Raw genomic sequence first — 12,623 nt, forward strand, 5'->3', positions numbered from 1 at the left:
CGCAGCAGCGGTCCGTCCGGGGTCATCGTTTCGCGCTGGACGCCCCTGCTCCCGAAGGAGAGGGCGAAGAAGCGTAATCCGCTGTCGCGCCTCCGTGCGCGGCTAATGCCAGACGAACCAAAGTCTTTGGACAAAAGCAGCATCTCGCCACCCATCCCGCGCCCGAAAGCGCCTCACCCCTGACCTTCACACAAAGCCAATACGGCCTGAGGTTTGATTACCGCCGCTTAAACCATCCGGGAAGCAAAAAGCGCGGTCCGGCCGGTGTGACGCAGGGCGCCAAGTGCTTATTTTGTCGTGTAAAATGGTTAACGCTCGCGCGCAGGGTGCATTAGTTAATGGAGTGTGTGATTCAGGGTTTTCTACCGCAGGATGAAAGATGAGCTTAATTCGCAGGTTGCGGTAATGACTGTGAGGGGGATTTCGTCGCCGTTAATATCCATTGGTAAATTCGTTCAACCACAGCGGTGTTATTAACGAATTGCCAAATTTGCCGCGCCCGCGTTCAAACCGCCGCGGAACTGTTTCGGTAGCGGAACTAATGCTCTGCACTGCGCCGGATTTCGCTTTCGGCGCGGCCCGAGGCTGCTGCAGGGCGAATCAAGTTTGTGCCCGTGGAAGGCGCCGAAGGGGTGTTTTCGCGAAAGATCGGAGGCTTGGCCCTGCGCCATCTGGTGCGGGTGGTCGGCACCAATGTGCTGCTTCATGCCCCTTCACGCGGAAGGCGGAGGCGCGTAACTTCGATGCTCCATAGGGTAAAACTGCTTCACGAAGCTCCACCGCCAGTCACCACAGCGCGAGAGTTTCCGGGGGCTAGATGTGGGGCTGGAAAAGTGGCGCGGACGAAGAACCTGTTGACAGCTATCTCCATCCGCACGGCGGAGGACGGCAAGCTGTCGGATGGCGCGGGGCTGGTTCTGGAGAAGCGAGGCGACAGCGGGAAATGGGTCTGGCGCTATTCCTTCGCCAAGTCGCGCCGAGACATGGGGCTCGGATCGTTCCCTGATGTGTCGCTGGCCGAGGCGCGCAAAGCGCGGGACCGTTGGGCGGCGCTGCTCGTTCAGGGCCTCGACCCGATTAGTGCGCGGAACCGGATCCGGGATGCAGAGCGCGCCGAGCTAGACAAGCGCGACCCGACGCTGGCCGAGGTCACCCTGATGACCTTCGAGGCGCGCAAGTCCAGCCTGCGCGGCGAGGGCGAGCGCGGCCGTTGGCTGTCACCGATCAAAACGCACGTCCTGCCGAAGCTCGGAGCTCGCCGGATCAGCACCATCCACCAGACCGACCTCGCGACGGTTCTGCGGCCCCTGTGGCGCGCGAAGACTGCAACCGCGGAGAAGGCAGTTGGGCGCTTAGCGATGATCTTTAAGCACGCCAAGCTGAGCGGCCTGCCGGCTGACCCCTTCACCGTCGAAGCGGCGAAGCACATGCTGGGCGATTTGCGCCGCGACGAGGTGCCGATCCCGGCGACACCTTGGCAGGAGATCCCCGCCATCTATGCCGCCCTTAGCCAGCGCAGTGGCGCTTCCTATGACTGCCTAAGGTGGATCATCCTAACTGCAGTCCGGGGCGATGCAGCGCGCGGTGCGCTGTTCAGTGAGATAGAGGGGAATGTGTGGACCGTGCCGGCGGATCGCGTGAAGGGGCGCGAGGGCAAGGTCAGGCCATTCCGCGTCCCACTGTCCAAGGAGGCGGTGCGGCTACTGGAGGAGCTCCGAGAGATGAGGATCGATGACCGGTTGTTCCCGAGCGTGAAGCGCGGCGCGAAGCTGAGCGCTGAAGCGATTGAGAAGAGTATGCGGAATGTCTGCTCGATCGGGAAACCGCACGGCCTTCGGACCAGCTTCCGAACTTGGGTGCAGGACCACGAGGCCGCTAGCTTCGACGTGACCGAAACGGCGCTGGGGCACATCGTCGGCAACAAGGTAGAGCGCAGCTATGCCAGGAGCGACTTGCTCGAACAGCGGTGTATCCTCATGGAGAAGTGGGCACAGTTCGTGATCGATGCAGAGGCTAAGGTGGTGCGGCTCAGGCGTTCTGGGCAGGGGAGCATCGGTCTTCACTAGGGTTACCTTGCCTCCTTCCAATTGCGGCGCCGCCAAGGGAAGGCGCGTTCGATAGGCGCGAAATCTGGCAGCAGCTTTTCGACCGAGAGACGTTCATTTCCGTCATCACCTTCGCCCTGCGCCGCGAGCCTGTTGAAGCTCACCGGTGCATTGACTACTTCTTGGTGTAAGGTGCGTAGAATCGCGGCATGTCAACGGCTCGACGTGTGACCGTTGTCTGCTGGACGCCATAGGGGAAGTTTGCGTAGTGTCTTGGGGAACCCAACAAGTTTGTGCGTCATGGTTTGCTGTTTCGACGGCGGACGTTTACGCAGATGTAATATTCCGTAGCCTGACGAGTACCGAGCCGGAGAGGGTCCAGCGGAATAGGTCTCCAAACCAGGCGAACCCATTTCTAAGCATTTCACAGGGCATCGTTAAGGGTAATGCCTTGACTGTTCAGGTTGGGGTGGGTCGGGTCGATTTCATTCTTGCGCCGGCAGACAGCATGACTGATCCGAAACCTCTTCTTTCACTTATTCCTATTGGTCCGTCGATAGAAGAGCTTCTTGGCTATGTTTTACAGCCCGAACTTCTTAATTTGCCTGATGCGCTTAGGCTTTCAGTAATCCTGAATTTGGCATTTCCGACGAGCAACCCAAAAGAAGCGTTTTCGACGGTGACGAGCCTTGTTGGTTTAAGCCACGCTTATGAAGGTCAAATGGACCTGCAATTCCAAGTTAATTTACGATCAGAGTATAAGCCGCGAGCGATTAAGATAAATAGATTGGTACGCTATGCAGCGGAGAATTTGCAGATCATAAACATTCCATATAACCCAACAAACGGAATGCAGGGTCAACCGATTGTTGAAAAGCAGCAAAATGCCACAACCATCCTTGTTGACTTTAATACAGTCCCCGAGGGATACGTCCTGACTAAAAACGCCGCGCTTGAGGTCCTGCAGCACTTGGCATTAGAGGCCTTAAATTTCTCTGCGCATCGGACGGTTGCAGGGCTGGGAGGCTAACCGTGTCTCGACAGGTATTCATATCATATAGCTCTAATAGCAGCGCTTCAGGAAGAATTCTTTCTTCTGATGATAGTACTGCCCAACCGCATGATTTGCCAGAAGCGAACCTTGGTCTAACCAATCATTGGGATCCTTCGTCCACTGGACCGTCGCCTAGGTATCGCTCTAATTGGTATGTCCACATGTACACAGAACTCGAGAACGCGTTATTGACAATGCGGCATCTTCCAGAAGATCACAGTTTCCACCTCAAAACAAACATAGTGGAAGAGGGCCTGAGCGTTTTAGCGGCAGGTCGGGCCGCTGGGGCTCGTCCTCCCAAGATTATCAGGCAGGACGACGACACTGTCATCTTCACTTGGGAAGCAGACGACGTTAAGCATTATCTGTCGGTTGCTGATGACGGGGTAGACATGCTCCATCATAGCAAAATGAATGACCTTAGGTGTGAGGAGGAGCTATCAGAGGACGGTACAATTGATTATCCTCGCCTCTTTTCCGCCCTTAGACCAGTTCTCGACGAAGCTTCTTCAGGCACTTCTAACTGATGTCCGCTGATCTGTACTGTCGCTCGATAGTCTATCCGAAGGCATTCAACAGCCATATTCTGGATCTCGAGCAGTATTTTCAGCTCGATCAAATAGAGGAGACAGGGGTTTATGCATTTTCAGTGACTTCAAAGGCTAACCTGATGGGGCCCGGGCAAGCTCACGAAGCTGGCGAAGCACTCGCCGTTACTCAGAATGCCAACTTTCTCGAGCGCAAAGGCGTGCTACCAGATCCAATGAAGACATACGTTGGCTTTTATGACTTGAGTTGCTGTGCAGTATCTACGACTACTTCGCTGTATTACGACATCAACTTGTATTGGCGCCCTGAAGAGGGGCGAAGCCACTATCACGTTGAGGCAGTGCCGCGCGGAATAGAGTCAACTTCCAAACAAAAAAGAGGCGATAGGACTATTGCATCTAGAAAACTCGCTCAAAGAGCCGTTGGTCCTGTACTCACGGAGCTTCCTGACGACAACATGCGCCTTTCTGAGTTTGTCGAAGCTCTGCCGATACAGATGGAACCCTTCCTGATGGAACATGAAGGGGTTTTCGTGGTTCCTAATTCTTCATCGGGAAGCTAGCGTCACAAGTGGCCCACTTAGTTTTAAATTTTTCGCTGGGTCTGCCATCCTTCCGAACTGGCAAGATGATCAACCTCCCCAGCATGGGATAAAAATTAGGTCGTCATAGTCAATACTCAGGCGATCAGGTATCATGGTCAGAGTAATGGCGATGAAATTCTCGTTAATCAAATTGAGCATCGCTCCGACAGGCACTGCCACTCGGTTATTCACCGTCCCCGCTGCACTATATTTTTGAGCAATGATCCTAGTTGCTAGGTTTCGTCAGACGAGGTCAAAAAGCGGTCGGCAGACATGACACGCCACCATGGGCCGGAGCGAGCGGACACTGCCGGGACCAGCTTTGGACTGGGGGTGATTTCATGTGAACGAAGCGTATTCCGCGCAACCTGTTGTAACCTAGTGCAGGGAACGCTTTTTATTAAGCCTCGGAACGTCGTTTTCGCCATCTGTTCTCGCGTGCGCAGGTTCAGTGAACCGCGGAGCGCTTCGTTAAAGACAGCACACCCGATTTCACACCTTTCGGGCAGCTATGCGGCCAAGGGCCACGTCAGATAAGGTTGCCGAGAAGCGCGGAGCCCGGATGATCTCCCAGTCCCTGATCTGAAACGCACTGCGCTTCGCCGAAGCTCCAACCCACCATGGGGCGCCGCAATGGATGCTCCCCACCATGAAGAAGGCAGCCGAAGCCCTCGCCGCAGCACAGGCTCGCGTGATCGAGCCTGAGGCCGAGAACGCCGCGCTGGTAGCCGAGAGCCGCGAAGTATACGGGCGGCTTGAGGGCGTCTCCGCAAAGCTCCTGGAGTTGCGCGAGGTGCGGGCCAAGCTGCACGCCGCGCCCACTGACGAAGCGCAAACCCGCTATGAGTAGATCGTCAGCTCTGCAGGGACTGACGCGACCGGCTCGCCCGCGATGATTTGTTCTATAACCAGCAGAGCCTCCCTCATAATCCCTCGTCCGTGCGGCATATCTAGAAAGCCTATCCCGCCGGACCGATGCTCGTTCGGGAGGTGGTTGCCGCCGCTAACGTATACTGTCGGCGTGCTCCACCGGGACCTCAAGATCGCGGCAGCCTCAGTGCCGCTTTCGCCATCGGAGAGCATGAGGTTTACCAAGGCAAGGTCAGGTGGCGACTCCTCCGCGAGTCTCAACGCGGCTTCGATGTTGTAGGCAGGCCCTAGCACCGTATGTGTGGCTTTACGCACCTCGTCAGCCAGCATCACCGCCAGCAGGACCTCGTCTTCAAGTATCAGTACTTTCATTTCAGAAACCGCCTTCAAATCTCAACTGCCGCGTCATGCTGAAGGTTCCGGCCACCTCAGAACAGTAGCTTATACCGCTGCCGTCGGAGAACACTGCGGTTCGGTTTGTTCACCGCCTGCCCCAGATTCGTTCAAGCTTTGGCCGCCGAATTTCGCCGCCAGATCCCTTCAACCGAGGGCGAAACGGGGGCAACCCGCCAGTTGCTCGATACGCGGCCTGTAGGCTATATGGCGCCCGTTGCCCAGCATAGGAAAACGCACGGATGACCGTTCTGAAGATCGGAGAGGACTGCCAACCACAGGACCAGCAGGTCACGATCGACCCGGTGGCAAAGGCCATCGAGCACATTGGCGACATCAGCGACAGCCAGATGGTCGAGCTATGCATGGCGGTGATGCGCGAAAGCGAGCGCAGACGCAGACCCGACAGCGACTTCGCTGCGCGGCCGCTGCCTCCGGAGGAGGGACTGCCTCAGAGATATCGACCGACCACTGAGTTCGCGGATCTGATGGACGAGGCAGTGGCGGCCGAGGTCAAGCGCAACGCGGCGCGCGACCGTGCCTTCCTGACCTATTCGCACGGGTACAACCGAGAGTCTCGGACTGGATCATGATCACTGTGCCTCCTCGCATAGGCACCCGAGGATCTTGACGATCCTTCGCTCGCGCCTAGGCGCTGCCACCGGAGGGCGAAACGTGGACGTCAGATAGGCCGCTCGCGATCACGCTCCTCTCTGCCAGAAAGCCAGAGGGTCAGCCGAACCTAATCACCGGTCGGCAGTTCATTACAAAGGCCGCTGCCCTGCCTTTGTCTTGGGAGACCTGTCCTGTGAACCATCACGAGCCGACGGCGAGCACCTCCAATGACTCGAGCCCAGACGTTGAGGCAATCCTGGAAGCGGCCCTCGCGCGCACGTCAATGAGCCGCGCGCGCCGACTCGCCGCTGCGAGATCCGGCGCAGAGGCGGCAGGACAAAAGCGTTGGTCTAAGGCAGAGGCATATGATGCCGGAATTGACGCTGGCCTTCTTGTGCTGATCGCGCTTTCCTGGACAGGTGCGGGGTTGGCGCTCTACTTCATTTAGCTGGTGGCTCCTGCCGCAGGGCGCGGTGACAGGCCGCGTATCAAGAGCCCAGCCCACAGGCAAATTCTCCTCTTGGCTAGCTATTGGATTGAGCACCGGCTCGTGTATGTTCGTCTCAGAAGCGGGGGCCCCCAGGAACACGGCGATGCCTGATCCATGACGCCCTGCGCCTCGCTGAACAACGGCCTGCGGAAGAACGTATGACGAGAGATACGACCAACAGCGCTGATGGCCTGCGACGCCGGGAATATGAAAAGCTGAGCCCGGACATCCGCACTTTGATGGTAACGGCGACTCAGAAGACCTCTGAAGATCGCCGCGAACGTCGTGCCGCAGCTCGGTCGCGGGCAGAAGCCACCCGGCTGAGAAAAGTCGACAAGGGCCGGGTGCGTGACACAATGGTGCTGTGGGCGCTGGCCATCCTGATTGCCTCGCTTTGGCTCTTTGCGGGCATGATGCTTTACCTCCACCAAGGCTTCTGAGGCACTAGAAGGATAGTTCTGAGTCCGAGGCGGGCGCCATACTGGAACATTCCCCACCGCTCACGATTACAAACTTCGCGCGGGGCCACACGAACCTCCGTTGTGCTGAGGGTGCCGATCCTCACTGCCCCGCGCGACCTGAACTAGATGGAGGCACCCATGCCCCGATATGAATGGACCGAACGCTTCATCGACGACCGTGTCTGCACAGTAGTGGCCGAAACGATGAAGGAGGCGAAGAAGAAGCGAGAGGATGGCTTCTGGGCGAGCGAGCAGACGCTGGATTTCCACAGCACGGGTGAGGCCTCGGATCTTGTCAGGGTAGATCACCCTCGGGGCGAGTGACGCGCCGGAACTTTCACTTTATGCGCGAGTTAGGTTAGTAGTCACTTTCGTGGCCACGGTCCCTGTTCGCCTCCCTGTGCACGGATCGTCACTCGAGGGGCGCGGCCACCCTCCGGGGTCGCGCCCCTTTTTTGTCGGCCCCTACCCCAGCGTTGGTCGCGGCCTCTTCGGCGGCCTCGGCGCGCCATGATGATCGAGCACCGCGAACCGCACCCGCGCCAGCGCCTCCTCCATCGTGCAGGTGCGCCCGTGCTTGCCGGCCCCGGTCGCCACCCAGCGCCAGTCCTCGTCGCCCATGGCTGACTGCGGATCGTAGAACACCCGCCCCACGTCCTTGCCGTTCCAGTAGATCGACCAATCGTCCTTGCAGGGACGGTCGCCGATGATAGTTGGTTTGCGCTTCCACATGGTAGAACATATGCGGAACGGGTGGTGATTCTGGAAGGGCATGAGTTGCGCCGTGAACATCAGATGCGCGACGGCTGCTTGTGCTCGAAGCGGCCAATGGGCATCAGTGTTGCGGATGGTATGGTGCATACAGATCCACCAAATGCTGCCGGAAACGTGAGCCGATCGATGAACAGCTTCCCTCCTCTTCGACCCGAAGACTTGCCCGTCTGGACCGGCATCGGCGAGTATCTCGATGATGTGCGATCAAATCTTAATGGCCCAGTCCCGATGTTCATCAACGCCGCGGATAAGGCGATGGGCACGCTCATCCGGCACCTGAGCAAGCCAAACACACTCAGGCCTGTCGGTCTCATCAACTATGCATACAGCAACTGGCGGACCGCAGTGGTACTTGGGCAGACGGGGAATGCACACCAAGTACCGCTCGTGCTCAGACCCGCGTTAGAGGCGCTGCTTTATGCTCACCTTTTCCTGAAGAATGACGAGTGGCGCCAATGCTGGGAACACCGCCATTCCTCGAAGAGCGCGGCTAAGAGGTTTCGCGAAAAAGGTTCTTCGGCTGCGCGGCACACGCTAAAGAGCGTCGATGCGACGCTAGAACAGCGGATAAAGGAGCTTACCCAAGAGTTCATCGATTTCGGCGGTCACCCGAACGTCGGCGCGATCGAGGCATCTAGCTCCTACTTTACAAACCCCGATGACCCGGAAAGCGGATTCGTACTCTTCACGCAGCTTGCAGGGGTGCGACGGCGATACGAGGCACACCTGGCGATCATGAGGACCGCCGACATCACCATGAAGTTCCTTCGCGTCATGTGGCCCGAACGATACGAGATCCTTTGTATCAATGATCTTCAGCGGGATTTTCAAAGATTGGCCACGCTATACATTGAGATTGCCCGCGAAGCGCGACAGCATGAACTTTAGCGTCTGCGGCTCTCGTTGCTCACCCCTCCCAAGATCCCTCCAGCATCGGAACGGCTGTCACGCCCAGGAGGGCCAAGGCGGCCTGCGGGTCGTCATGCAGGATCGCCACCAGCTTGTCGGGCCGGGCCGCCGTCACCACGCCCTCGGCATAGGGATCAGCCAGGAACACGAGCTGCGCCTGCGCGCGGGCTGCACCTGCCATGTTCACCAAGTAGGGCTCCACGTCCCACTCGGGGCGCTCCAGCGCGGTGGTGGCCGTCTCAAGGAAAACCCCGAAGACCATGGCCGAGGCCACGGCATAGCGGTTGCCTTCCGCGTCCTGCCAGCTCGCGGTCTGGTAGGTGCCAGCGTCGGCCGGGCCGTAGCCCAAGACCATGGCGAGATCCTGCGCGTCGGGGATCAGAGCCTCGGGACAAGCGATCGTCACCCTCATGCTGCGTAAGCTCCTGTCTTGCCGTTGAGGTAGGCTTCGGTGTTGGCGATCTCGGCAGCGGTCGGCATCTTCCCCGCGACGATCAGGCCGTAGAGGTGGCCGTTGAGAGGGAGCGTCGTCCCACCACGGCGACCGATGTAGAGTGGCCAGTTACCATATGGGCCTGCGCCTTGGTCAGCATTGCTTACACCGGCCTGACTGCCATCGAGCCGGATAACAGCTGCATCGCCGCCGATATCACTAGTCGCAACGATAATGTTCGCCTGAGGAGCGAAAGAAGACCCCGAGCCACTGCTCGTAAAGACTGCCGCGTTTCCTTTAGAGCTAAACTCGTAGCGGCCTACTGTCGCTGGCACACCAAAGTAAAACACCCCGTTACCTGCACCTGTGTTAAATTCAGTAATCATATTGAATGCTGCATCCGACAGCTTCCGCACCCCAGCGAACACCCCGACCTTATCCGTCCCAGTCAGGTCAATCGCGGGCGTCACAAAGAAGTCGTCCACGCCGTCGAAGGCGAGATACCAGAGGTCTTCAACCCCCGCCTCGGTCACGTCGTAGGCGGTGGTGACGCGCTGGTAGGGGGTGGCGACGGTGCCGATTTCAAACTGCGGGTGCCAAACCAGAACGGACTTAGCACCCCCTGCGGCCTCGTTCTGGATGCGGGGATAAAGACCGGCAGAGGGAGGGCCATAGAACCTTTGCCATGTGCCTGTGACCGTGACTTCATTTAGCCACGCAGATGCTCCACCCAAGCGGACCTTTACGTCAGAACCTTCCGATTTCAGCCACCATGAGTTGATATATGTGCCCGCTGGCAAGGACCCGGAGTTCTGCTCAAGGCGGCTTGTCTCAAGCACATCAAGCCCCACGCGGGTAGCCGTCATGGTTCCGTCAGGAGCCAGCGCCACGTTAGGCGCTATGGTCGCGCCGTTGTTCTTTGCCCAAGCCGCATTGGCCAAGTCTTCCGTTTGCACCAACTGGTTCCGCCGCCCGCCCTTCGGATGCCGCGCCAGCGTCGGGCGCGATGCCGCGACAGGCTGCGTGGCGTGGTAGCCGGGGAGTTCGCGGACGCTGATGTTGTCGATGGTGCCGTTGAAGCCTGCTCCCGCAATCACCTGTAGCTGGTTGTTACCCGCCGCCGCTGCAACCAGTATCGAGTGAACACCAACCGTAGACGGCTGCGGTCCCTGGACTGTGGTGCCGCCAGTGAGTTGGATGCGGCAGGCCCCCGGATTTACGATCTGTTTTATCTCGAAAGAGAGGCGGTATGTCCGACCAGCAACCACTGGAACTGGCTGAGAGAAGTTGGAGGATGTCGCCCCGTCGGCCCCGGATCGCACGGCCGTTCCGCCGGTGATGGCCCAAAATGCTCCCAGAGCGCCCCAAACCGTTGCATCATCAAACCCACCGTTCGTTAGAAGTTCCGGCCCCAGCACCAGCCCCTTGCTCTTGTCCAGCATCAGCCCGACCGGATGCCCCGGCTGGTTCGCAGGCGTCGTCCCGGCCGCATCCTGGTAGAGCGTCGTGCGGTCGCTGGGGTCGAAGAACACGCCCTGCACCGTGCCTGCAAACAGGCTGGCAGGATTGAACCCGCGGCGCCGCCTTCCGATCCCCCGCAGGAAGAGCCCATCCCCGATGAAATCAAGCATGGCTGATGCTCACGCTGCCCTGAGCGACACTGGAATAGATCCAAACGCGCGAGCCCGTGATCCCCGGAAACAGATCGGCGATCAGCAGGTCGGCCGAAATGATCTGACCTGGAGCGACGGTGATCGCGCCATCGCGCGACGCCGGCGCCGTGGCCCCGCCGCGCTGCACCTGGATCTGGAAGGAGCCGTTGTGCTGGATGCGGATCGCGGTCACGTCGGCGTCGGTCGCCTGCGTCCAGCCAGCAGGCAGGTCGGCGATGGTCGTGTGTCTCGGCATGGTGGTGTCCTTTCGGGAATGGTCAGTGACGCGAACGCCCCGCGCGCCCGCCGCCGGAACGGCAGGAGCACGGGCGAGTGGTGGCGGCGGTGGTGGATCACCTGCGAAGCCGATCGGCGATGGCATCGACCGCCGCGCCGGAGACCGCTCCGCCGACGCTGCCGAGCGACCTGCCCACGCGAGAGGCGATGACCTGCTCCAGCTTCGACTTGGCGATCTTCGTCAGCACGTCTTCCGGCGGCATGGCTTTGCCCTTCGGCGCGATCTGCTTCATCAGGTCGGGGTTGGAGCTGGTCGCGTAGCTGATGGCCTCGCGGTAGATCGCCTCGGGCACGGTCTGGCCGCTGCCGATCGAGGCCTCGACGCCAGTAATCAGCGCCTTGTGCAGCTGCTCGATCAGCATCAGCACCAGCTTCTGCGCGCGCTCGTTCTTGATGGCGCGGAAGGCGAGGATAGCATAGCCGCCGAGGACCGGCAGCAGCGCGCCCGCGACTGCGAGGAGGATGTCGAGGATCGTGTCGATGTTCATGGTCAGGCCTCCTTGGCCTTGGCTTTCTCGGCCGCGACCATCGCGGCGAGGGTTTCGGTGAAGAGGATGAGGGCTGCCCATTGCGCGGGCGGTTCGATCTGGGGCGGAGCGGTCACAGCCGCGCGAACTGGAAGTGCATCCAGTCCATGTTCGCGGCCCGGCCGAGCGACACCGCTCCGTGCGCCTCGACGATGTTCCAGAAGGTGTCATAGGCCGGACGGGCGAACTCGGCGCGGTCCCTGCCCCAGCGCAGCTGGTTCTTCTCGGGATCGAGATCGACAGCGGCGCCATATGCGTGGGTGGACTTGGCCTGGCCGCCTCGCATGGTGCGGTTGTTGTAGCAGCCGCCGTAGAGCGACAGGCCGAGATCATCGAACTGATCGCGCCCATAATGCTTCACAGCCTCGGCAAAGATCGAGGTCAGCGCCGGCGCGACCTTCTGGTGGGCGGAGAACCCGGCGACGGTCGCGGCCAGATCCCAGGCGATGCGGAAGGGATAGGGCAGCAGCACGCGCCCCGCCGTTGCCAGGGCGGACCCGGCGGCGCCGAAGAACTTCACCATCTCGGCCTGCCTCGGCCATTGCAGCTGGGCTGCCTTCGCCTCCGCCGCGCCAGGCACCGGCACCCGCGGCAGCAGGATCTCGTGACCCTGCGCGGCTGCGGTGAGGAAGTCGTTCAGCGCCTCGCGGGTGTTGTGCCCCCAGAGGCCGTCGATCTTGCCCGGCTCGTGGCCGAGCGATGCCAGCACCGCCTGCCCCGCCGCGATCAGCAGCCGTCCCTTGGGCCAGACCTCGGCGACCCGTGCGGCCTGCAGCGCCGCCGAGACCGCGCGCATGGTCTGCGGCCCCGCATCCCCATCGATGGCGCCGGGGTATAGCCCGGCCTTCGCCAGCAGCTGCTGGACGTCTCTGATCTGCATTGCTTGCTCTCCTTGGGCATAAAAAAGCCCGCCAGAGGCGGGCCAGGTGTGGTCTATGGGGGGGCTTCTTGCGCCCCCCGCTCTGTAGGCT

The 12,623-nt window shown here is 60.0% G+C and carries 15 protein-coding genes; 8 read left to right on the forward strand and 7 right to left on the reverse strand.

The features are described from left to right. Positions 1-854 precede the first annotated feature (854 nt). The 4 genes from AC3A5Z_RS10455 (at position 855) to AC3A5Z_RS10470 (ending at position 5,081) form a co-directional block, all read left to right on the forward strand. Positions 855-2,066, forward strand: a complete 1,212-nt coding sequence (locus tag AC3A5Z_RS10455) for a tyrosine-type recombinase/integrase (protein WP_487519286.1) — start codon at positions 855-857, stop codon at positions 2,064-2,066. A 430-nt stretch (positions 2,067-2,496) separates the two neighbouring features. After that, positions 2,497-3,075 (forward strand): hypothetical protein, encoded by a 579-nt coding sequence (locus AC3A5Z_RS10460; RefSeq protein ID WP_487519287.1) that lies wholly within the window; start codon positions 2,497-2,499, stop codon positions 3,073-3,075. Between the two features lie 550 nt (positions 3,076-3,625). Then, positions 3,626-4,210, forward strand: coding sequence for a hypothetical protein (locus tag AC3A5Z_RS10465; RefSeq protein ID WP_487519288.1), 585 nt, complete (start codon positions 3,626-3,628; stop codon positions 4,208-4,210). A 670-nt stretch (positions 4,211-4,880) separates the two neighbouring features. Further along, a complete protein-coding gene (locus AC3A5Z_RS10470; RefSeq protein ID WP_487519289.1) occupies positions 4,881-5,081 on the forward strand; it encodes a hypothetical protein in 201 nt (66 codons plus the stop codon). On the opposite strand, the gene AC3A5Z_RS10475 is transcribed toward AC3A5Z_RS10470, so the two are convergent. Further along, positions 5,072-5,473 carry a response regulator gene (locus AC3A5Z_RS10475; RefSeq protein ID WP_487519290.1) on the reverse strand — a complete coding sequence of 134 codons (402 nt, stop codon included), beginning with the start codon at positions 5,471-5,473 and terminating at the stop codon, positions 5,072-5,074. The two genes, AC3A5Z_RS10470 and AC3A5Z_RS10475, sit on opposite strands and share 10 nt — an antisense overlap. Before the next feature lie 263 nt (positions 5,474-5,736). Between AC3A5Z_RS10475 and AC3A5Z_RS10480 the strand changes: the two genes are divergently transcribed. The 3 genes from AC3A5Z_RS10480 to AC3A5Z_RS10490 all read left to right on the forward strand — a co-directional run bounded on the left by AC3A5Z_RS10480 (position 5,737) and on the right by AC3A5Z_RS10490 (position 7,384). Next, positions 5,737-6,087 (forward strand): hypothetical protein, encoded by a 351-nt coding sequence (locus AC3A5Z_RS10480; protein ID WP_487519291.1) that lies wholly within the window; start codon positions 5,737-5,739, stop codon positions 6,085-6,087. Between the two features lie 670 nt (positions 6,088-6,757). Then, positions 6,758-7,039, forward strand: a complete 282-nt coding sequence (locus AC3A5Z_RS10485) for a hypothetical protein (protein ID WP_487519292.1) — start codon at positions 6,758-6,760, stop codon at positions 7,037-7,039. 159 nt (positions 7,040-7,198) lie between these two features. Further along, entirely contained in the window at positions 7,199-7,384 is a 186-nt protein-coding gene (locus AC3A5Z_RS10490; RefSeq protein ID WP_487519293.1) for a hypothetical protein, read from the forward strand. Between the two features lie 141 nt (positions 7,385-7,525). On the opposite strand, the gene AC3A5Z_RS10495 is transcribed toward AC3A5Z_RS10490, so the two are convergent. After that, positions 7,526-7,834 carry a hypothetical protein gene (locus AC3A5Z_RS10495; RefSeq protein WP_487519294.1) on the reverse strand — a complete coding sequence of 103 codons (309 nt, stop codon included), beginning with the start codon at positions 7,832-7,834 and terminating at the stop codon, positions 7,526-7,528. Here AC3A5Z_RS10495 and AC3A5Z_RS10500 point away from each other — a divergent pair. Then, positions 7,817-8,722: a hypothetical protein gene (locus AC3A5Z_RS10500; protein ID WP_487519295.1), complete on the forward strand. Its 906-nt coding sequence runs from the start codon at positions 7,817-7,819 to the stop codon at positions 8,720-8,722. The two genes, AC3A5Z_RS10495 and AC3A5Z_RS10500, sit on opposite strands and share 18 nt — an antisense overlap. Before the next feature lie 19 nt (positions 8,723-8,741). On the opposite strand, the gene AC3A5Z_RS10505 is transcribed toward AC3A5Z_RS10500, so the two are convergent. The 5 genes from AC3A5Z_RS10505 to AC3A5Z_RS10525 all read right to left on the reverse strand — a co-directional run bounded on the left by AC3A5Z_RS10505 (position 8,742) and on the right by AC3A5Z_RS10525 (position 12,532). Then, positions 8,742-9,155 (reverse strand): hypothetical protein, encoded by a 414-nt coding sequence (locus AC3A5Z_RS10505; protein ID WP_487519296.1) that lies wholly within the window; start codon positions 9,153-9,155, stop codon positions 8,742-8,744. After that, positions 9,152-10,807 carry a phage head spike fiber domain-containing protein gene (locus AC3A5Z_RS10510; protein ID WP_487519297.1) on the reverse strand — a complete coding sequence of 552 codons (1,656 nt, stop codon included), beginning with the start codon at positions 10,805-10,807 and terminating at the stop codon, positions 9,152-9,154. The genes AC3A5Z_RS10505 and AC3A5Z_RS10510 overlap by 4 nt, the downstream gene beginning before the upstream one ends. After that, positions 10,800-11,084 (reverse strand): hypothetical protein, encoded by a 285-nt coding sequence (locus AC3A5Z_RS10515; protein ID WP_487519298.1) that lies wholly within the window; start codon positions 11,082-11,084, stop codon positions 10,800-10,802. Before AC3A5Z_RS10515 ends, AC3A5Z_RS10510 begins: the two co-directional genes overlap by 8 nt. Before the next feature lie 97 nt (positions 11,085-11,181). Continuing rightward, positions 11,182-11,613 carry a hypothetical protein gene (locus tag AC3A5Z_RS10520; protein ID WP_487519299.1) on the reverse strand — a complete coding sequence of 144 codons (432 nt, stop codon included), beginning with the start codon at positions 11,611-11,613 and terminating at the stop codon, positions 11,182-11,184. A 112-nt stretch (positions 11,614-11,725) separates the two neighbouring features. After that, positions 11,726-12,532 (reverse strand): peptidoglycan-binding domain-containing protein, encoded by an 807-nt coding sequence (locus tag AC3A5Z_RS10525; RefSeq protein WP_487519300.1) that lies wholly within the window; start codon positions 12,530-12,532, stop codon positions 11,726-11,728. Between the last annotated feature and the right edge of the window lie 91 nt (positions 12,533-12,623).

The organism is Cereibacter sp. Soil_C_27 (assembly GCF_057657095.1).